Source organism: Thermococcus sp. 9N3 (assembly GCF_012027685.1).
GTDB lineage: Archaea > Methanobacteriota_B > Thermococci > Thermococcales > Thermococcaceae > Thermococcus > Thermococcus nautili.
In genome coordinates this window covers 786,133-806,024 of sequence record NZ_SNUV01000001.1, presented here as the reverse complement: position 1 = coordinate 806,024, position 19,892 = coordinate 786,133, and the positions used below count along the sequence as shown (strand labels likewise).

Sequence of the window (19,892 nt, the reverse complement as noted above, 5' to 3'; positions counted from 1 at the left end):
CTACACAATTCTGTCCAGTGATGGGCCTTAAGGACTCGATGAACACAAAAGGTTTATATCGTCCCCGTTTAGATTCCCATTGTAAGGTTAAGGAGATGGTTGCCATGGCTGAAAAAATGCCCGCTATTATGAAGACCAAACCTGCCTACGGGGCGGAGCTCGTTGAGGTTGACGTTCCCAAGCCCGGGCCGGGCGAGGTTCTTATCAGGGTTCTCGCGACGAGCATCTGCGGAACCGACCTCCACATCTACGAGTGGAACGAGTGGGCGCAGAGCAGGATTAAACCGCCCCAGATTATGGGCCACGAGGTCGCTGGAGAGGTCATCGAGGTTGGCCCAGGTGTTGAGGACCTTCAGGAGGGCGACTACATAAGTGCGGAGACACATATCGTCTGTGGAAAGTGCTACGCCTGCAAGCACAACCGCTACCACGTCTGCCAGAACACCAAGATTTTCGGCGTCGATATGGACGGTGTCTTCGCGACCTACGCCATCGTTCCGGCCCAGAACGCCTGGAAGAACCCCAAGGACATGAAGCCCGAATACGCCTCACTCCAGGAGCCCCTTGGCAATGCAGTTGATACCGTTCTTGCAGGCCCGATAGCGGGCAGGAGCACGCTCATAACCGGAGCCGGCCCGCTCGGACTGCTCGGCATAACCGTCGCGAAGGCGAGCGGTGCTTACCCGGTCATCGTGAGCGAGCCGAGCGACTTCAGGAGAAAGCTCGCCAAGAAGGTCGGTGCTGACTACGTCATCAACCCCTTTGAAGAAGACCCGGTCGAAGTTGTCATGAGCATAACCGACGGAGCGGGGGTTGAGGTCTTCCTCGAGTTCAGTGGTGCTCCCAAGGCCCTTGAGCAGGGCCTTAAGGCGACGACCCCTGGAGGAAGGGTCTCCCTGCTCGGGTTGTTCCCGAGGGACGTCACGCTCGACTTCAACAACCTCATAATCTTCAAGGCCCTTGAGGTTCACGGCATCACCGGAAGGCACCTTTGGGAGACCTGGTACACCGTCTCAAGCCTCATCCAGAGCGGAAAGCTCAACCTCGACCCGATTATCACCCACAAGTACAAGGGCTTTGACAAGTTTGAAGAGGCCTTCGAGCTCATGCGCGCCGGAAAGACCGGCAAGGTCGTTTTCTTCCCGAAGGAGTGATTTTTCCTCCTTTTCTTTCACCGCAATTCTTAAGTAAACCCTACCCCACTTCCCCCGGAGGTGTTGGAATGGAGCTGAGCTATCAGGAGAAGCTCACCCTCATCAAGCTCAACGAACTGAAAAAAGCGAAATTCGAGGAACTCGTTAAAGAGACCGGTCTCGAGCAGGTAGCTGTCATGAGGGCCGTTCTCGGCCTGCAGGCGAAGGGTTTGGCCAAGCTCCACGAGAGGAGCGAGAGGGTCGTTAAACTCACCGAGACCGGAAAGAAGTACGCTGAAATTGGCCTTCCAGAGTGGAGGGCCCTAAAGCTCCTCCGAGAGAGGGGAAAGGTCACGCTCGACGACCTCAGGGAAGTCCTCAGCGACGACGAGCTGAAGCCGATAGTTGGCCTCCTCAGGAAGGAGGGCTGGGCGAACGTCAGGAAGGAGGATGGTAAGCTAATTCTTGAAATCACGGAGAAGGGACTTAAAGCTGAGGAGAGGCCCATTGACAGGGCCCTAAAGCTCCTCGCCGAGAAGGAGGTCGTTCCGGTTAACGAAATCGAGAAGCTCGTTCCTGTCAAGGAGCTTAAGAGGAGAAAAATCGGCGAGGAGGAAACCGTAACCGAGAGGGAAGTCGAGATTACACCGGAGGGCGAAAAGCTTGCGCCAAAAGTCGAGCTGAAGCGGGAGGTCTCCGTTCTAACCCCTGAACTCATAAAGTCCGGCAAATGGCGCGAGGTCGAGTTCAGGAAGTTTGACATAAAGGCCCCTGTGAGAAGGATTTACCCGGGCAAGAAGCAACCCTACCGCGCTTTCCTCGACAAGATAAGGAGAAGGCTTATCGAGATGGGCTTCATCGAGATGACTGTTGAGAGCATGATTGAGACCCAGTTCTGGAACTTCGACGCCCTTTTCCAGCCCCAGAACCACCCGGCGAGGGAGTGGACCGACACATACCAGCTCAAGTACCCGAAGAGCGGGCACCTACCCGAGGCGGAGCTCGTTGAGAGGGTCAAGGCGGCCCACGAGCACGGTGGGGACACAGGCTCGCGTGGCTGGGGCTACGTTTGGTCTCCGGAGAGGGCGATGCTCCTCATGCCGAGGGCTCATGGTACTGCCCTTGACGCGAGACAGCTCGCGAAGGGCGTCGAGATTCCTGGGAAGTACTTCACAATTCAGCGCGTTTTCAGGCCAGATGTCCTCGACAGGACACACCTCATCGAGTTCAACCAGATTGACGGCTTTGTGGTTGGAGAAGAGCTCAACTTCAGGCACCTCCTCGGAATCCTGAAGCGCTTCGCGGTGGAGATAGCTGGGGCCAAGAAGGTGAAGTTCCTACCCGACTACTACCCGTTCACGGAGCCGAGCGTCCAGATGAGCGCCTACCACCCCGAACTTGGCTGGGTCGAGTTCGGCGGTGCCGGAATCTTCCGCGAGGAGATGACTAAGGCTCTGGGCATCGACGTCCCGGTCATCGCGTGGGGAATCGGAATCGACAGGCTGGCCATGTTCAAGCTCGGAATAGACGACATACGCTACCTCTTCAGCTACGACCTCCGCTGGCTGAGGGAAGCAAAGCTGGTGTGGTGAGCGAAATGGCACAGAGCGTAAGGTACGACCCTGATGTTGACATCCTCTACGTTCAGCTCTCGAAGAAAAAGCCTGTTGATGCCGACATGAAAGGAGATGTGGTCATAGACCTCGACGAGAACGGAGAGGTCGTTGGCTTCGAGATTTGGCGCGCGAGGGAGCTAATCCTGCCGGAGTTCATGAAGTTCATCGAGAAGATAAAGGCCGAAAAGGCCCACGTGGAGGGTTGAAGATGCCAAAGTTCGACGTGTCAAAGCGGGATTTGGAGAGGCTTGTCGGGAAGGAGTTCACGGTCGAGGAGTGGGAGGACCTCTTCCTCTACGCCAAATGCGAGCTGGACGACGTGTGGGAGGAGAACGGTGAAATCTACTTCAAGGCTGACTCAAAGGACACCAACAGGCCCGACCTCTGGAGCGCCGAGGGGATAGCGAGGCAGATACGCTGGGCGCTCGGTTTCCGGAGGGGACTGCCGAAATACGAGGTCGAGAAAAGCGACGTTACCGTTTACGTTGACGAGAAGCTGAAGGATATCCGTCCATACGGTGTTTACGCAATCGTTGAGGGGTTGAGCCTCGACGAAGAGGCTCTCAAGCAGATGATTAACCTCCAGGAGAAGGTGGCTCTGACCTTTGGAAGGAGGAGAAGGGAGGTAGCAATAGGCATCTTCGACTTCGACAAGGTGAAGCCCCCGATATACTACAGGGCGGGGGAGAAAACCGAGAGGTTCGTACCGCTCGGCTTCGAGGAAGAGCTTACGCTGGAGGAAATCCTCGAAAAGCACGAGAAAGGGAAAGAGTACGGTCATCTGATTAAGGACAAGCCCTACTACCCTCTCCTCGTGGACAGCGAGGGTAAGGTTCTCTCGATGCCCCCGATAATCAACTCCGAAACGACAGGAAGGGTGACAACGGAGACGAGGAACGTCTTCGTCGACGTCACCGGCTGGGATTTGAACAAGGTCATGCTTGCCCTTAACGTCGTCGTTACTGCCCTGGCAGAGCGCGGAGGAAAGATTAAGAGCGTTAAAGTCGTTTATCCCGACTTTGAGATTGAAACGCCCGATTTAACGCCGAAGGAGTTTGAGGTCGAGCTGGACTACATAAGGAAGCTGGCCGGCCTCGAGCTGAGCGACGGCGAAATCAAAGACCTCCTCGAGAGGATGATGTACGACGTAACCCTTGAGGACGGCAAAGCAAAGCTCCTCTATCCGGCCTTCCGCGACGACATAATGCACGCCAGGGACGTTTTAGAGGATGTCCTCATCGCCTACGGCTACAACGAGATTGAGCCCGAGGAGCCGAAGTTAGCGGTTCAGGGCAGGGGCGACAAGTTCATTGAGTTCGAGGACGCCGTTAGGGAACTCATGGTCGGCTTCGGCCTCCAGGAGGTCATGACCTTCAACCTGACCAACAGGGAGGCCCAGTATGACAGGATGAATCTCCAATACGGAAGGGACTACTTCAACAACCCGCCGGCTGAACTCGTCGAGATAGAGAACCCGATAAGCCCGAAGTGGTCGGCGCTGAGAAACTGGCTTCTGCCGAGTTTGCTCGACTTCCTGAGCCAGAACACCCACGAGGAGTACCCGCAGAGGCTCTTTGAGGTCGGCAAGGCCACCCTGATAGACGAGGACAGGGAAACGAAGACCGTCAGCGAGAGCAAGCTTGCCGTCGTGCTGGCCCAGCCGAGGGTTACCTTCACCGACGCGAAGGAAATCCTTGACAGCGTGATGAGGCATCTCGGCTTCGAATACGAGCTTGAAGAGGTCGAGCACCCGAGCTTCATCCCCGGCAGGGTTGGAACGGTAATCGTAAACGGCCAGACCATTGGCGTAATCGGCGAAATTCACCCAGCGGTTTTAGAAAAGTGGGGAATCGAGATGCCCGTTGCGGGCTTCGAGCTGTTCCTAAGGCCCCTCTACACGGAGCCCTACCTTTAGTCCCTCTTTTTCCTCTTCTCAAGGAGGGCGCACATGAGCTCGAAGTTTGTAACACTTATGAGCACCTCAACGTCAAAGACTTCCTCCATTCTCTCACCCCAATTTTAGGTTCTCGTGCCTCTTTATCAAGTTTGCTGGAATTTTTTCGTATTTCGTTCGAATTTTGGATTTACAAAAGTAAAGAAACTTGGAGGATTTTCGGGGAAGGCTTTTTATACCCTCCGCTAAAGCGCCAACCATGAAGCTGGCTCTCCGCGTGGCCTACGACGGAACGGCATTCTACGGCTTTCAAAGACAGCCCGGAGTGAGGACGGTAGAGGGGGAACTCATCCGCGTTTTGACCAAACTAAAAATCATCGAAAGCCCGGAAGAGAACGACTTTAAAGGTGCCTCGCGGACGGACCGCGGAGTTTCCGCGTTCTTCAACGTGGTTTCGTTCGTTCCCGGCGAGAGGAGTGACCTGGCGAGGCCAGAGGTGCTGAATAACCATCTCCGAGATGTCTGGGTTCTCGGCGTTGCCGAGGTTCCCGCTGACTTCCACCCGAGGTTCTGGGCGACCTCGAAGACCTACCGCTACTACCTCGTCGATGAGGGCTTCGACCTTGAGAAAATTCGTGAATGCGCCAAGCTCTTCGAGGGAACCCACGACTTCTCGGCTTTTGCGAAGCTTGAGCCGGGCAGGGACCCGATTAGGGAGATAACGCGCATCAGCATCGTTCCAAGACACGGCTACTACGTGGTTGAAATCACGGGCAAAAGCTTCCTCTGGGAGATGGTGCGGAGAATCGTCAACGCGCTCCGCTTCTGCGGACTCGGTCTCCTCGAGCAGGAGGACGTTAGGGCCATGCTCGCGGGGACTTACAGGAAGAAGGTTCCGCCCGCTCCTCCAGAGAACCTCGTTCTGTGGCATATAGAATATCCGGGCGTCGACTTCAAAACCGACGAGAAGGGCCTTGCCAAAGTTAAACGCGACCTCTTTGAGCGCTACTCAAGAGCTCTGACGAGAGCGGCGCTTTTTGGTGACTGCCTCGTTGAGCTTTGATTCCTTGTCGTAGTACTTCCCGTAGTACTGTTTCAGAGCTTTCTGCCTCTCGATGAAGTGCGTATAGAGAAGCGGGTCGTCGTCCGCGACGTCAACTATAACCGCCCTCATGCCCTTCTTCGGCCTCAAGGCCCTTCCTATGGTCTGTATCGTCATGATGTCGCTCTTCCCTCCTCCTGCGAGGATTATCGCGGAAATCTCAGGTATGTCAACTCCCTCCTTTAGGAGGGTCGAGATTAAAACCGGAATCTCGCCGTTCTTGAAGGCCTCAAGGACCTCCCAGCGGTTCTGACTCTTGGAGCTGAGAAACTCGGCCTTTATTCCTTCTTTTTCAAGCATCTCCTTCAGGATTTTGCCGTGCTCTATGCGCTTTACGTCGATGAGAACGCGGTGGCCCTTTCTGACGAGCTCCTTGGCCTTCGCCACTATCGCCCTGTTCCTCTCGTCGTTGTTCATGACGACGTCCTCGTAGAGCTCCTTGTAGCGCTCGCTGAAGGACGGCATGCTCGACTCGTAGGTTATGACTTCAAAGCGGGGCTTGGCCAGGAAGCCCTCCCTTATCAGGTCCTCGGCCTTTACCTCGTAGATTATCGGGCCGACGACGGCCTCAATCTTTATCTCCTCACCGCGGACGCGCCTCCACGGCGTCGCCGAGAGCCCGAAGCGGTAAACCTGCGGGAGGCTTATTCCAAGCTGGTAAAATTTCTCGGCGGCGGAGGTCCTGTGGCACTCGTCGAACATGACTATCGCGTAGTCGTTCTTCAGCTTGTCAACGCCCCTCGAAAGGAGGGTCTGTATCATGGCCACCGTTACGTTCTCCTCGTTCCACTTGTTGTCGCCGACGATTCCTGCTTTAACGCCGAGGAGCTCTTCAACCTTCTCGGCCCACTGGTAGAGGAGCTCCTTCGTGTGGACGACGATGAGCGCTGAAAGGTCAAGCTCGTGGATTATCCTTAACCCGACAACCGTCTTTCCGCTCCCGACCGGCAGAGCTAAAACGCCCATCTTCTCCTTCAGGGCTTTCCTAACGGCCCTTTGCTGATAGCGCCTCAGGGAGTAGTCCTCGTTCCACGTTGAGTTGAGTTTAACCCCGCGAACCTGCCGTTCGTCCTTGATTCTAACGCGGTAGCCCTTGCTGTTGAGGAACTTCTTGACCCTCGGAAGCAGACCGACGGGGAATGTCTTCTCGTAGGGGTCGTAGAGGCTCTCGGGCTTCTCCCATTTGCCGTAGTCCTTCTTGTAGGTGAGCAGGTCGTAGATTTTGAAGTAGACGCTCGGCTCCGCCTTCTCGACCTTAACCAGTGCCGAACCGTCGGGAATCCTGAGGACAACCACGGGCATGGCCAATCAAAGCGAGTGTGGAAAAAGGCTTTATAGACCTTTTGGAACAACGGCCTAAGGTGGTGGCATGCTGAGGGAAATTCTTCAAACCTTCGACGACCTGATTGTCATAAAGGAACCCGTGAGCAAGGAACTTGAGATAACGCGCTATCTGCTGAAGTACCGCGACAGGCCGGTTCTCTTCGAGGACGTTGACGGCTGGAAGGTCGCCGGAAACATCTGGAGCACCCGTGAGAGGATAGCCCGCTTCCTGAACACGAGCAGGGAACGCCTGATGCACGTCGTGGCGGACGCGATGGAGAACCCCGCCCCTTACAAAACCGTTGAAAGCGCCCCGTTCCTGAAGAACTCGACGGAGGACTTTTCCCTTCTTGAACTGCCTGTTCCGAAGTACTATCCCAAGGACGGCGGGCCATACTTCACCTCGGCGATGGTCATCGCAAAGGACGATAACGGCTTTGTCAACGTGTCCTTCCACAGGATGATGGTCAGGGACGAGAAGACCGTTGCGATAAGGCTCGTCCCTAGGCACCTCTACGCGATGTGGAAGGACAAGGCCGAGCACGGAGAAGAGCTTGACGTTAGAATCGTCGTGGGAAATCCAATTCACCTGCTCCTCGCAGGCGCTACCAGCACTGCCTACGGAATCAGCGAGCTTGAGATAGCATCGAAGCTGAGCGAGCTCGCCTTCGGGAAGCCGGTTGAGGTCGTTGAGCTGGGCGGAATTCCCGTGCCGGTCGAGAGCGAGTTCGTCTTCGAGGCAAAGATAACTCCAGAGCTGGTCGATGAGGGCCCGTTCGTGGACATAACGGGAACCTACGACTACGTGAGGAAGCAACCGCTGGTAGTCTTTGAGAAGATGTACCACGTTGACGACCCGATTTTCCACGCCCTCCTGCCAGGTGGCTACGAGCACTTCATGCTCATGGGCCTTCCAAAGGAGCCTCAAATATACGCGAGCGTCAAGCGCGTTGTGCCCAAAGTTCACGGGGTAAGGCTGACGGAAGGAGGAGCCATGTGGCTCCACGCCGTCGTTTCGATAACCAAACAGCACGACGGCGACGGCAAGAACGCGATTTTAGCGGCCTTCGCCGGCCACCCGAGCCTTAAACACGTCGTCGTCGTTGACGAGGACATAGACATCTACGATGACAGGGACGTTGAATGGGCGATAGCGACGCGCTTCCAGGCAGATAGGGACCTCGTGATAGTCCCCAACGCCCGCGGTAGCTCCCTTGACCCCTCGGCGGAGAAGAGCTTAACCGCCAAGTGGGGCATAGACGCGACGAAACCCCTCGATAGAAAAGAAGAGTTCGAGAGGGCTAAGCTTTAGCCCCCTCCGCTTTTCTCACAATCTTACCCACCAGCAGGTCTATTATCTCCACCTTCTCGTAGAGGTACCAGAGGACGAGGAAGCTAAGCCCCGTCGAGAGGAACGGGTTGATTAAGTAGAGCGGACTGAGGGCGATGAAGACGGCGTAGCCGAGCAGGAACGCCGAGAGCGAGTAGAGAACCTTACCCGCTCCGAGCCTGTAAGTCGCGTAGAGGCCGGCAACCGCTATCGGAACTTCCCAGGGGACGAGTATGAACTTGCCCCAGAGGTGCCAGCCGAGCCTTGGAAAACCGTACCAGACGCCATTCGGGAGGAAGGGAATCCCTCCTGTGAAGAAGTCCGCGAGCAGGTGCAGGCCGTTGCCCAGAACTCCAAGCGGACCGAAGGGGAGCATGTAAATGAACGAGATGAAGCCGTGGTTGAAGAAGGTCCTCGTGAAGTCGCCGGTGATGAGAAGCATCTGAATGAAGCTGTAATCGGGTGCGGAGTTGGCTATGACGAATAGCCCGAGGAGCTTCCTGTTCCATCCCCTCCAGGTCCCTATGAGGTAGGCAACGAAGATGTGCATCGGGAGTAGCATTCGAACACCTCAGAATTCTTCGAAATTAAAACCTAAAAAGTTTTCTGAACAAAATTGAGAAGTTGAAAACAGAACGCAGTCACTTCACGAGGGTTAGGAAGATTTCTTCAAGGCTTGGTTCTTTCACCTGCATTGTCAGAATCTTTGCTCCCTGGGAAGCCACGTAATCGTGAAGCTCCTCGCGAATGTCCTCGGGCGAGACGACACGATACTTGTTCTCCCCGAGAGGAGCGACGTTCCATTCAGCAGAACTCCAGTCTACGGGCCTGTTCGTCTCGATGATGATTGTGTAGCCTGCCTTCTTGAGGAACTCGCGCTTGATGTTCTCAATGCTGTCCTCCAGCACAAGCTTGCCCTTGACGATGACGCCAACGGTATCGCAGACTTCTTCAACATGCGCGAGAATGTGGCTCGAAAAGAAGACAGTCTTTCCAGCCTTCCTCTGCTCTCTGATAATTTCCTTGAACTCGGCGATGCCAGTCGGGTCGAGGCCGGTCATTGGCTCGTCGAGGATGAGCAGTTCGGGGTCGTTTATCAGGGCCTGAGCGAGGAGAAGCCTTTGACGCATTCCCTTCGAGAATTTGCCGACTTTTTTATTCCTGACCTCCCAGAGGTTAACCATTTTGAGAATCTCCTCTGCCCTCTTTTCCCTCTCCACCTTGGGAATTCCGAAGGCCTTGCCGAGTACATCAAGGGTCTGCATGGGGGTTAAGAAATCCCAAAGAGTGGCGTGCTCGGGCATGTAGCCGATTTTGGCTTTGGTCTTTACGAGCTTGCCCTCGTTGAATTTTCCGTCTCTGAAGACTTCCTCGCCGAGGAGCTCAATCCGGCCCTCCTGCGGAAAGACGAGGCCGAGTAAGCTGAGGATTGTCGTGCTCTTTCCTGCTCCATTCGGCCCGAGGAATCCGTAAACGACTCCCCTTGGAACCCTCAGAGTGAGCCCATCTAGGGCCCTAACATCCTTATAGACCTTGACCAGATTCTCAACCGTAATCATAACCATCACCTCATGTCCATACGGAGGAAGCGCCAGGTCGCGATGCCGAGGTAGACCAGGGTCATAACGACGAGCAACGCAACGTTTACCGCCCGCTTCTTCATCGCTTGGTCGATTCCGGCGTATTCGACTTTGTAATCGGTGTAAGTGTGGGTTTCCCCATTGATTTCGACTGTTTTCGTTACCTCCTTGTAGTCGTTAACTGCGTCCAGGATAACGGAGAACTGGGAGCTGGGTGAGTAGAAGAGGTATTTTGTGTAGTAGTCGGCTTTGTAATCTAGGAGCTCCTGCATACTCGAATTCTCGGGGGCATGCTCCCCTGCCTTGTACATGACGAAGGCGGGGAGGAATATGTACAGTAAAAAGAACACACCCAGTGCAACGCCGAGGGACGTTCCAGACGAGCGGACGAAGGTCGATATTATGTAGCCTATGGCAATGAACTCCAGCATCGTTAGGAGGAGCAACAGGTTGAGCAGGAAGACGTCTGAGGTTATCTTTGAAATGGAAACACCAACCCACTGAAGACCAGCGAGGGTGACGAAGCTCGTGAGGAGCAGTGCAACGCCGAAGACAACGAGCTGCCCAACGTACTTCCCAAGGATGTACCCGAGCCTCGTCACGCTCTTGCTGAGGGCTATCCTGATTGTTCCATCCTCAATCTCCTTGTTTATCGCCCCGGCTCCAAAGACTATTGCCAGGATTCCCAGGAAGAAGAGTGCCGTTTTGCTTGAGAAGGTTATTATCGCCGCTATTGCTTCGAGTTCGTTTGTTATCCCCTCCTGTTTCATGTAGTAGAACGCTGGGATGTACAGGGCGATTATTATCGCCATTATAGCCCACAGTTTCTTTGTTCGCATTCCCTTCATGAACTCAAGTTGGAATCCCCAAAACACTGGGAGCACCTCCCTCACTCTCGGTGGAAACTAAAGACGGGAGTATAAAAATTTTGTCCTCAGAATAGGAATGAAATTAGAGTCCCCTAAGTTCAAGAACGAGTTCCGCCCTCGGGCAGTGCCTCTTCAGCCTGTTTAGAACCTCACCCTTACCCCCGAGGACGGGCCAAAGGATTGAGTCTATGTGGAGCGGGGGAATTTCGGTTTTCTCCGCAATCCCCTTCCAGAAGCTAACCGGCGGCTCGGTGGTGAAGTGTTTGGTGTAGGCGTTTATCCTCACGTCGTCCGGAATTTCGATGGCCATCGGGTAGGGAACGAAAGCTCCAAAGGCAATCCTCCCCGCGTAGCCGAACATCTTCACGGCGAAGACTATCGTTTTCGCGCTCCTTTTAGCGTTCATAACCTTCGCGAGGTCGTCTCTAAGCCTTTCCATGCCGTTGAAGTAGTAATCCCTCAGCTCGTCCATCGAGAGAGACTCTAAGAAGGGCTCAACCCTCTCGATTCTTTTGAGCTTTCCGGCAACGAGACGCCTGTTGGTCTTCGAGTTGGGGAGAAACTGGGCGTAGGCCTCCGCTATATCTCTGGGTGGGTTCTCTGAAAAGTGCCTCGAGAACTCCCACCACCAGTCCTCGCCTTTCCCGCTCAGCTGGTAGCTGACGAGCGCGTTGGCCATGACCAGCTTGATGAAGAGTTCGTCGTCCTTCAGGTTCTCCCGAAGGTTTCTCAGTGCATCGAACTGCAAATCAACCTTCTCCTCAATGGTTTTCGCGCAGTCGAGGCCGAGCTCCCGCAGTATTTCCACGAGCCTGTTGACTTTCTCCTTGTCCTCTCTGTATTTTACCCTCACGAAGCGGTCGAGCGTCATTGCGCCACGCTCCTTATCAACCTTTCCAGAAAGGCGTTCTCGCTCACAACCTCGGCCCCGGTGTTCCTCGGAAGGCCGAGCTCGACCTTTGCCCTTATCCCGTGCTCCCTGAGGTGGTCGTTAAGCTCCGCCGAGAGCCTCTGAAACTCCGCCTTCAGGATTAGGCCGTAAACCGTCGGCCCCCAGCTGCTCTGGCCTGCGCCGTAGGTTTTCTTGCCCAGCCAGTCGAGGATTAGCTTAACGTCCTCCCTGAACTCTCCTCCCTGAAACTCCGCGAAGTGCCTGCCGACGAGCCTCTGTATCGCCGAGAGGTGCTCACCGAAGGCCCTAACGTTCCTCTCCTTTAGCGCGGGCAGTAGGCCGAGCAAAATGCGGTGGCTTATCTCCATGGCCACGTTGACGTCCCCAAAGTTTCCGCTCATTATCGGCTTCTCTTCCTCTTCATCGAGGCCCGGCTTGACCTCGGGAATCACGAGCAGGAACGCCCACTCCCCGGGAAACTCCTCGCGGAGTATCAGCGGGGGGATTCCTTCTTTAACCCCGCCATCGAGGACGAAGCCGCCATGGGCGAAGGCGTAAATCCCGGCCCCGCTGTTCTTCCCCCTTCCGAGAACCTCGGCGAGTTTCTCAATCGAAACGTTCAGGTTGTTGAGCCTCGCTATTGCTGTTCCAACGGCTAAGCTCAGCTGTGTTGTTGAGCCGAGACCGACGTGCCTTGGAATTGCCTTCCGCACCTCGATTAGGTACCCGGTTCCCGTTCCAAAGGCCGAGTTCATTCTCTCAACGGCCTTCTTTATTGTCTCCACGTCCTCGCCTTCAGCCTTTACCTCGAGCCGTTCAGCGGGCAGAACCTTCACCTCGTAGCCACCTTCGAGCGCCACCCCAAGGCTCCCGAAGCGCCTTCCGAGCGAGCCCGTTGGGTCTATCAGGCCGAGGTGAAGCCTCTTCGGTGTCCGAATTATCATGCCCATCACCCTTTTATTGACTCCCGAGAATCATCCTCGGTGGTGCTAATGAAGTTTGCGGGAGTTAATCTTGACGAGCCGAGGATAATGGGAGTGATAAACGTCTCGCCCGAGAGCTTCTACAAGGGGAGCGTGAGGAACGACGAGAAGGCCCTTGCCGAGACCGCCGTTAGAATGGTCGGGGAGGGCGCGAGCTTCATAGACATTGGCGCGAAGTCAACGGCCCCCTACCTCGAGACCCAGATTCCACTTGAAGAGGAAATCAGAAGGGCTGTTTGGGCTGTCAAGGTCGTCAAGGACGCGGTTGATGTTCCCGTGAGCATAGACACCACGAGCGCAAAGGTTGCGGAGGAAGCTTTAAAGGCCGGCGCCGACATCATAAATGACGTAACCGGCTTCAAGGGCGACCCGGAAATGGCGAAGGTTGCCTCTGAGTACAGCGCTCCGGCCGTTCTCTGCGCCCATGGGAATGTGAGAAACTTCTCTGACCCGGTCAGAACGGTTATTGAGTTCCTTGAGGAGAGCCTGACGATAGCGGAGGAGCACGGGGTTGAAGATGTTGCCGTTGACCCCGCCATCGGCTTCCTCCGACCGGAGTGGCCACCCTGGTACGAGTGGGACTCGAAGGTCATAGCTAACCTCAACCTGCTCAAGCTCCTCGGAAAGCCAATCCTCGTCGGCATCTCGCGGAAGTCCTTCATAGGTGCGATAACGGGCAGGAAGGACCCATCTGAAAGGCTCGCCGGCAGTCTGTCGGCAACGGCAATAGCGGTTCTGAAGGGTGCAAGAATAGTGAGGACTCACGACGTGAGGGAAACGCTCGACGCGATTAAGGTCGCCGAGTTCATCGGGCGCTTTTCCACTTAGAGTTCTTCGCCCTCTTCCATTCTTCGAGGAGCGTTATCAGAAGCGACAGCGAGACGGGGCCGATGATGATTCCGACGAAGCCGAAGGCAATGTAGCCCCCGAAGATTCCCACGAGGCTGACGAGCGCGTTAACGCCCCACTGCCTCTTGCCGAGCCTCTTGGAGAGGACTATATCCGGCGTTGGGGAAACTAGGATAAAACCGAGAATGCCCATCGCGAGGGCCTTCCAATAGAGACCCGAGGTGAACAGGTAAATCGAACTCGCGCTCCATACAATCCATCCACCAACGACCGGAAGGAGTTCGAGGATGACAACCAGTATTCCAGCTGCTATTGAGCCCCCCGCGTCCGATATTCCGAGAACGTAAAAGAGGAACGCGAGCACGGCACCTTTGCCAACACTGACGAGGAGCCATCCACGTAGGAGGTAATGAAGGGTTTCCGTTGCGCTGTTTATGAGCTTTCTTGCTAGTTCTTCCCTGCTGGGAGGCAGGAGGGCATATATCTCGTCTTTTATCGCTCTCGCGTTCACGAGAACGCCGTAAAAGGCAAAGACCGCAACGATAATCTGGAGGGACAGCTTGGGAAGGGAATAAGTGTAGCCCAGAACGTAGGAGTTGAAGCGCTCCGCTATCGCGCTTGAGAGCTTGTTGAGAAGGTCGTAGACCCCTGATGGCAGGTTGAGGCCGAGAAGCCAGGCGAAGAACGTGTCAACGTAGTCTGTGAGGGAGTGCTTGATATCGTTTATCCAGAGGGCAAAGCCGAGGATGAAGAGAAACGAAAATACAGTCAAGAGCCCCGTGAGAAGAAGTGCAGACCAGCGGTTGCCTATTCTGACACTGAGCCTCTCGTGAAGGGGATAGAGGATGTAAGCGAGGGTAACGGCCACAATAAGGGGAGAAAGGACAGGACTAACGGTCTGCCACGTGAGGTAGAGGACCCCCAGTGAGACGCCAATCCAAACCGCCGTTTCAAGCTCCATCCAGCATCCCCAGGTATTTTAGGATTAGCTCCCTCGCGCTCGGCTTGCTGAAGACTATCAAATAGCCCCTCTCATCGAGGATGAAGTCCTTCCCGAGCGCGAGTAAAGTCTTCTTGAGCTTCACGATTTCGGCCCTCTCGATGTCCACCCGCTCCTTGACTTCCTCCGGTGCATCTATCTCCTTCAGGGCCTTCTCGAGCCTGTTGAGAACGCTCCTGTTGACGAACTTGACCGGGCTGAAGTCCGGCTCCTCCGCGACAATCTCGCCCGGGTCAATGTAGATGCCCCAGTGCTCCTTGGCACACTCGAAGGGGTATACGTAGTCCTCCCCGTAGTCGGGGAGGTAGAGCTCCCTTATCACCGCGAGGAGAAGCCTCCTGGCGTCTTTCCCGTAGAACTCAATCCTGAGCTTGAACTTCCTGTCGTCGAAACCATTCTCGAACACCTCAAGCTTCTCCTCGCAGAGCATCCAATCACCTCCTCAGGTAAGGTTCAAGGTAACTCGGGTCGAGGTAGAGCGCCTTACTTCCGGTTATTCCGAAGTTGCTTGGAGTTTCAAGGTTCTTGTATATCACAACCCTTGCGCTCGTAACGTTCATTAACTTTTCGAGGGTCGCCATGGCAGTGTCCATTCCGCCGGTCTCGTCCACGAGTGTTCCTGTGACGTTCTCTGCGAACCACGTCCTTCCTGTGGCGAACTTCTTGACCTCAGAGACGCTCATGTTCCTGCCCTCGCTCACCGCCTGAAGGAACGCCTGGAAGTAGGTGTTTACCATGTTGGCTATGATTTTCTTCTCCTCATCCGTTAGTCCCCTCCACTCGGCACCCATGTCCTTGTAAGGACCGGTCTTGAAGACCTCAACCTTTACCCCGTTCCTCTGATAGTTCTCCTGCAGGTCGTAGTGAACGTACAGGACGCCGATGCTCCCCACCTCTGCGAGCGGACTCGCGACTATCTTGTCGGCCCCGCTGGCTATGTAGTAGCCGCCGGACGCCATTATTCCGCCGGAATAGGCAACCACTGGTTTGACGAGGGCGAGTTTCTTGACTGCGGAGTGGATGTCCATAACGGGGCCGACATCACCGCCGGGGCTCTCAATCCACAGGAGAACCCCTCCGATTGAATCGTTGCTCGCGATTTTCCTCAGAAGGGGGACGACTTCAAGGGCCGTGTACTCGTTTATTATCCCGAAAATCGGGACGATGGCTATCGTTTTTCCTCCCGTCCCGTTGATGAGCGAGCGCAGGTAGGCAACTTCGTCCTTCAGCTGGCTGAGCTGGTAGCTTGATGTCCCGTTGCAGGTAACGTTTAGGGGAGTTTCCACTACCGCGGGGGCAGTTGCGTTTGGTGAAACCGCTATCGGGGAAGTCGCCTGGTAGAGCACCGCGATTGCCACAACTGAGAGCGCGAGCAGAAGAGCGAGGACGGCCGAGACGTACTTCCATATGTTCTCCTTCATCCTCTCACCTTAGACCCCTTGTCGGGCCAACTTTTAAACCTACCCTCGCTAAGCTTTTTATATTCCCCCGAGAAATTCGGGGCAGGTGATTGCATGGAGATTGGGGTGACAATATATCCCCATTTCGTTACAAAGGACAAGAGCCTCGCGTCAATCCTGGCGGACGTCAAGATTAAGGACTACGACTTCGTTTCAATCTTCCCGCACACGCTCGGGCTAATCAAGAACGGCATCGTCGTCGAGAAGAAGCTCAGGAACATCGAGACAACCCTCAGGGGAGTCGGGATAAGCTACATCGTCAGGATGCCGACTTCGGTCAACCTGCGCGACCACATCTACTACACGCGCCACTTCCGCGTTGCCAAGGCCGTCGCCGATGTTGCAATCAAGCTCGGCGCCAAGGTCATAGTCATGCAGAGCGGAAGGACCGGGAGGCTCGACCTCGAAATCGAGGCCATACAGCAGTTGGCCGACATGGTCGGACCCTTTGACATAAAGATAGCCCTCGAGAACACCTTCAGCGTCAAGGACACGCTCTACGTCGTCGAGAACGTCGAGAGGGACAACGTGGGCTTTGCCCTCGACGTGGCTCATGCCTTCCTCAGCGCCCAGGGCAACGAGGAGAAGCTCTTGGAAGATGTGAAGCTCGGCACCGACAAGACGGTAATCCTGATGATACACGACAACTTTGGAAAGCTCTTCCCGCAGGTCGAGCCAGAAGATGCCCTCGCCTACGGCGTTGGCGACCTCCACCTGCTCCCGGGTGAGGGCAAGATACCCTTCGGCAAGGTTCTCCGCCTGTTTGGCGACGTCCCGTTGCTCCTGAAGGTCAAGGACCCCGAGAAGTTCTCCAAGATACCGAGCAAGCAGGGGCTCATAGAACTGCTAACGAGCCTCTAATTCCAGCCTTTTCCCGATTTCCCTATAGAGAACCGCGAGGGCCTTTCCTATCGCTTCTTTCTTCCTCGTGAAGTGTGTGACGTCCTCGCTCAGATTCTCGCGGATTAGCTTGGCTGCTTCCTCAATCGTTATCAGCCCTTCGAGCCATGCGTAGGCGAATATTGCCTCGGCAACGTCTCCCCTCGCGTGCTTGTCGCTCCTCGGCGGGGCGAGCTTTCTCAATCCAGACATCTCAAGGGCCAGGGCCAGTGAGGCGTTTGGAACCCTTTCGCCGGTCGGCCTTCCGATGTACTCGCTCAACGCCAGGGAGAACGCAAAGTTGAGGAGCGAATCCCCGAACTTGGCCAATCCCTTGTCCGTGAAGTCCCTCTCGTACCTCATCCCCATCACCCGAAGAACGCCTCCATGTGCCACAGCCCCGCGTAGTGAATCCCGACGAGCATCGCTACGAGGAGGGTTATAAAAACGTAGTCCTCGGTCTCGGCAAGGGCGCACCACGCCGGAACGGCCGGAAGGAGGAGCCTCGAGGCGCTCACCGCAGGAACGCCGGTTATGAGGTACTGGAGGGCGACGGTCGGCGCCGAGAACGTGAAGTCCGCCCAGCGCCTCTGCCTCGCGAGCAGGAACAGCCCCACCGTGTAGGGGACGAGAAAGGCCCAGTGGTGGAGGAGCCAGTGTATTCCCCTCAGCCTGAAGTCCCCGACGTGCCAGTTCTGCTTTACGAACCAGCTCCCGAGGAGCCATTCCGCCTGCGCAATGGGTCCGTCGAGGGAGGAATCCCAAGTTCTTTCGATTTCGAAGTACGTGAAAGGACTTCCACTGACTTGAACGAAGAACGCCGCGAGAAGGGCACAGAACACCGCGAAGGGAATCAGGAAGCGCTTCCATTCCCTGGAGAGAATGAAAGCCGGGGCGAGGAGGACCATTGAGTACTTTGCCGTGACTGCGAGCCCGAGGAGAACGCCCGCTGCTTCGGGCTTCCTATCCCTGAGGTCATAGGCCGCGAGAGCGAGGCTCAGCGCGAGGGCTTCACTGTAGGGGGCCGTCGTAAAGAGGACGTACGCTGGGTTGAGGGCCAAGAAAAGGGCCGGTCTCAGGCCCCACCTCCGGAGGACTATAAAGGGCGGTATGAAGCTCAGGAAGTTCGCGAGCAGAAAGGCTGAGAGCCATGTCTCAAGCCCGAGCTTAGAGAGTGCTCGTATCATCAGGGGAAAGAGCGGGCCGAAGGCGAGTTCATGAACGTCAAAGTAGCCCTTCTCAGCTATGGTGATGAAGTGCAGGCCGTCCCAGCGGAAGGAGAACTCCTCGACTCTGAAACCGACCGCGTGGAGCAGAATGAGCTTTCCCGCGAGGACGGCGAGGACGACTATGAGCCCCTTTTCTCTCGGAGTTAGCTCTCTTACTGCCATCAAGATGAATAAGAAAAACGTCTTAAAAGGGTATTCATTCGAGGGCCTTCTTCCAGGCGTCGAGAAGAACCCTCGCGCGGTCGAATATCTTCTGCGCGGCCTCCTCAAGGACTTCCTCCGGCTTGACCTTGCCGTCGGTAACGACCTTGAAGCGGGGCTTTCTGGCCATAAGAATCGGGTGCTCGATGGTGTAGCCGGCGAACTTGACGTGCTCGTTCTCGTGGAGCACCTCGTTGAGCAGGTTAGCGAAGGTGTGGTCCTCTCCTTCAAGATAGAACTCCAGCAGGTTCTCCTCGCGCTTTATAACCTCAATCCTCATCAGCATCACCTGATAAAGCTTTCAACAGCTCTTCTAAGGCCTGCTCCTTGTTCTTGACCAGTTCGTATTTAAACTTATCCTCCTTCCACTCCGCCAGGCCGAGCTCGACAAGCTTTTCAATAACTTCCTCGGGCTCAAGGTTGAAGGCGACGCTGACGGGAACCACCACTTCTCTAATCTGCCTCGTCGTCTGGAGCGCGATTTCGGATAAAACCTCTCCAAGCTTTCTCATGAATTCAACCGCCTCGCCCCAGGGGAGGGAAGTTACGAGCTCATTATCTCTCAGCTCCGCCGTTTCGCCGAGGAGTTCGAGGGTTCTCAGGATTATGGCCGTTGAGACGCTCGTTCCAGCTTCGCGCAGGAGGTCGTCAACGGTGTAGTGGTAGAGCCCGCGCCTGTCAGGATAAAGTTTGGCCCTTACGCGGTTGTGAATCTCTCGTATCTTCCTTATCGCCTCTCTTATGTCGTCCTTCGTACCCTGGACGTTTATCTTCAGCGAGTCGAGCTTGCCGTGGACGTAGATGAAAGCCGGCAGGCGGAGCCTCTGGAGCTCCTTCATGAACTCCTCCTTTTCCACGTCGCTCTTGACGTGAATCGTTATTACCTTCTTGGCCCTCATAGAGACACCTTCAGCTTTCTGTAGTAGGGGGAGAGCTTTCTCGTCTCGACGTTTCCACAGCGCGGGCAGATTAGCTTGTCCCCGCGCCTGATGAGGGGCGTTCTGCAACGGGAGCAGAGGGCGTAAACGACGCCGAGGTCCTTTCCTTTCGTCGAGAGCTGTATCGGGCTCTTCTCGTTGGCTATAACCTTCGCCCTGACCACGTCGCCAATTTTGAACTCCTTGGTTATGTCCTCAACAAACCCTTCCTTGACCTGTGAGATGTGGATTCCGGCGAGCTTTGAGGTCGCTATCTCCCTGTCGTTCTCGCGACCCTCTATCTGGAGGAGCTGGACGATTACGGCCTGTGGCTTGACCTCTATGACCCTCGCGAGGACTATGTCCCCGACCTGCGGAAGGGGCGGGGTATCGGTCACAGGTTCGACGCTTATCTCCATCTTCTCCGGGTTGATTCTAACCTTGCCCGCTCTGGTTGCGTAAAGTTCGCCGTTCTCCTCTCTAACTCCCTCACCGGGCATGAACTCCTCTATAACTCCTAGGTAATCTCCTGGGAGGACAAGGTCACCGTTTTTAACCTTCCTATCTTCCATCCCCTCACCTCCGAAGATTTTCCTACGCCTTCTTTTTAAGCGTTCCCCAACGTTTATAGGCCG

Annotated in this window: 22 protein-coding genes; 8 read left to right on the top strand and 14 right to left on the bottom strand. The window is 55.6% G+C overall.

Annotated elements, in window-relative coordinates; translation table 11 throughout:
* Positions 1–104: 104 nt before the first annotated feature.
* The 5 genes from tdh to truA all read left to right on the top strand — a co-directional run bounded on the left by tdh (position 105) and on the right by truA (position 5,706).
* Complete coding sequence (gene tdh, locus E3E30_RS04470; RefSeq protein WP_042689212.1) at positions 105–1,154, top strand: L-threonine 3-dehydrogenase; 1,050 nt, start codon at positions 105–107, stop codon at positions 1,152–1,154.
* Between the two features lie 68 nt (positions 1,155–1,222).
* Complete coding sequence (locus E3E30_RS04465) at positions 1,223–2,725, top strand: phenylalanine--tRNA ligase subunit alpha (protein ID WP_167728569.1); 1,503 nt, start codon at positions 1,223–1,225, stop codon at positions 2,723–2,725.
* A 5-nt stretch (positions 2,726–2,730) separates the two neighbouring features.
* The gene (locus E3E30_RS04460; protein WP_167728951.1) at positions 2,731–2,955 is read left to right on the top strand and encodes a DUF2283 domain-containing protein; all 225 of its coding nucleotides are present in this window, start codon (positions 2,731–2,733) and stop codon (positions 2,953–2,955) included.
* Positions 2,956–2,957: 2 nt separating this feature from the next.
* Complete coding sequence (gene pheT / locus E3E30_RS04455; protein WP_167728568.1) at positions 2,958–4,664, top strand: phenylalanine--tRNA ligase subunit beta; 1,707 nt, start codon at positions 2,958–2,960, stop codon at positions 4,662–4,664.
* Positions 4,665–4,902: 238 nt separating this feature from the next.
* Positions 4,903–5,706, top strand: a complete 804-nt coding sequence (gene truA, locus E3E30_RS04450; RefSeq protein WP_167728567.1) for a tRNA pseudouridine(38-40) synthase TruA — start codon at positions 4,903–4,905, stop codon at positions 5,704–5,706.
* On the opposite strand, the gene E3E30_RS04445 is transcribed toward truA, so the two are convergent.
* The gene (locus tag E3E30_RS04445) at positions 5,653–7,041 is read right to left on the bottom strand and encodes a DEAD/DEAH box helicase (RefSeq protein ID WP_042693090.1); all 1,389 of its coding nucleotides are present in this window, start codon (positions 7,039–7,041) and stop codon (positions 5,653–5,655) included. The genes truA and E3E30_RS04445 overlap by 54 nt on opposite strands.
* A 73-nt stretch (positions 7,042–7,114) precedes the next feature.
* Here E3E30_RS04445 and E3E30_RS04440 point away from each other — a divergent pair, with 73 nt between their 5' ends.
* On the top strand, positions 7,115–8,380 hold the full coding sequence (locus tag E3E30_RS04440) for a UbiD family decarboxylase (protein WP_167728566.1): 1,266 nt from the start codon (positions 7,115–7,117) through the stop codon (positions 8,378–8,380).
* Here the strand turns inward: E3E30_RS04440 and E3E30_RS04435 are convergent.
* The 5 genes from E3E30_RS04435 to E3E30_RS04415 form a co-directional block, all read right to left on the bottom strand.
* Positions 8,370–8,960, bottom strand: coding sequence for a hypothetical protein (locus E3E30_RS04435; RefSeq protein WP_042689227.1), 591 nt, complete (start codon positions 8,958–8,960; stop codon positions 8,370–8,372). The genes E3E30_RS04440 and E3E30_RS04435 overlap by 11 nt on opposite strands.
* 79 nt (positions 8,961–9,039) lie before the next feature.
* Complete coding sequence (locus E3E30_RS04430) at positions 9,040–9,957, bottom strand: ABC transporter ATP-binding protein (RefSeq protein ID WP_167728950.1); 918 nt, start codon at positions 9,955–9,957, stop codon at positions 9,040–9,042.
* 5 nt (positions 9,958–9,962) lie between these two features.
* Positions 9,963–10,871: an ABC transporter permease subunit gene (locus tag E3E30_RS04425; protein ID WP_167728565.1), complete on the bottom strand. Its 909-nt coding sequence runs from the start codon at positions 10,869–10,871 to the stop codon at positions 9,963–9,965.
* Between the two features lie 58 nt (positions 10,872–10,929).
* On the bottom strand, positions 10,930–11,718 hold the full coding sequence (locus E3E30_RS04420) for an N-glycosylase/DNA lyase (RefSeq protein ID WP_167728564.1): 789 nt from the start codon (positions 11,716–11,718) through the stop codon (positions 10,930–10,932).
* Positions 11,715–12,683: a beta-ribofuranosylaminobenzene 5'-phosphate synthase family protein gene (locus E3E30_RS04415; protein WP_167728949.1), complete on the bottom strand. Its 969-nt coding sequence runs from the start codon at positions 12,681–12,683 to the stop codon at positions 11,715–11,717. Before E3E30_RS04415 ends, E3E30_RS04420 begins: the two co-directional genes overlap by 4 nt.
* Positions 12,684–12,731: 48 nt before the next feature.
* Here E3E30_RS04415 and folP point away from each other — a divergent pair, with 48 nt between their 5' ends.
* Positions 12,732–13,550 (top strand): dihydropteroate synthase, encoded by an 819-nt coding sequence (gene folP / locus E3E30_RS04410; protein ID WP_167728948.1) that lies wholly within the window; start codon positions 12,732–12,734, stop codon positions 13,548–13,550.
* Here folP and E3E30_RS04405 read toward each other — a convergent pair.
* From E3E30_RS04405 to sppA, 3 genes are read right to left on the bottom strand one after another with little or no spacing between them, the layout of a single operon-like run.
* Positions 13,528–14,532 carry an AI-2E family transporter gene (locus E3E30_RS04405; protein ID WP_167728563.1) on the bottom strand — a complete coding sequence of 335 codons (1,005 nt, stop codon included), beginning with the start codon at positions 14,530–14,532 and terminating at the stop codon, positions 13,528–13,530. The genes folP and E3E30_RS04405 overlap by 23 nt on opposite strands.
* Positions 14,522–15,001, bottom strand: a complete 480-nt coding sequence (locus E3E30_RS04400) for a PH1570 family protein (RefSeq protein WP_167728562.1) — start codon at positions 14,999–15,001, stop codon at positions 14,522–14,524. The genes E3E30_RS04405 and E3E30_RS04400 overlap by 11 nt, the downstream gene beginning before the upstream one ends.
* A 4-nt stretch (positions 15,002–15,005) precedes the next feature.
* A complete protein-coding gene (gene sppA / locus E3E30_RS04395; protein WP_167728561.1) occupies positions 15,006–15,992 on the bottom strand; it encodes a signal peptide peptidase SppA in 987 nt (328 codons plus the stop codon).
* A gap of 93 nt (positions 15,993–16,085) precedes the next feature.
* On the opposite strand from sppA, the gene E3E30_RS04390 reads away from it, so the two are divergent.
* Positions 16,086–16,892 carry a sugar phosphate isomerase/epimerase gene (locus E3E30_RS04390; protein ID WP_042689249.1) on the top strand — a complete coding sequence of 269 codons (807 nt, stop codon included), beginning with the start codon at positions 16,086–16,088 and terminating at the stop codon, positions 16,890–16,892.
* On the opposite strand, the gene E3E30_RS04385 is transcribed toward E3E30_RS04390, so the two are convergent.
* The 5 genes from E3E30_RS04385 to E3E30_RS04365 are packed head-to-tail and all read right to left on the bottom strand — an operon-like array spanning position 16,878 to position 19,829.
* Entirely contained in the window at positions 16,878–17,273 is a 396-nt protein-coding gene (locus E3E30_RS04385; protein WP_167728947.1) for a ribonuclease III family protein, read from the bottom strand. The two genes, E3E30_RS04390 and E3E30_RS04385, sit on opposite strands and share 15 nt — an antisense overlap.
* Positions 17,274–17,278: 5 nt before the next feature.
* Complete coding sequence (locus tag E3E30_RS04380; RefSeq protein ID WP_167728560.1) at positions 17,279–18,301, bottom strand: mannosyltransferase family protein; 1,023 nt, start codon at positions 18,299–18,301, stop codon at positions 17,279–17,281.
* A gap of 34 nt (positions 18,302–18,335) precedes the next feature.
* Positions 18,336–18,620, bottom strand: coding sequence for a DNA-directed RNA polymerase subunit L (locus tag E3E30_RS04375; protein ID WP_042689257.1), 285 nt, complete (start codon positions 18,618–18,620; stop codon positions 18,336–18,338).
* Positions 18,610–19,239 (bottom strand): DUF2067 family protein, encoded by a 630-nt coding sequence (locus E3E30_RS04370; protein WP_167728559.1) that lies wholly within the window; start codon positions 19,237–19,239, stop codon positions 18,610–18,612. The genes E3E30_RS04375 and E3E30_RS04370 overlap by 11 nt, the downstream gene beginning before the upstream one ends.
* Entirely contained in the window at positions 19,236–19,829 is a 594-nt protein-coding gene (locus tag E3E30_RS04365) for an exosome complex RNA-binding protein Csl4 (RefSeq protein WP_167728558.1), read from the bottom strand. Before E3E30_RS04365 ends, E3E30_RS04370 begins: the two co-directional genes overlap by 4 nt.
* Between the last annotated feature and the right edge of the window lie 63 nt (positions 19,830–19,892).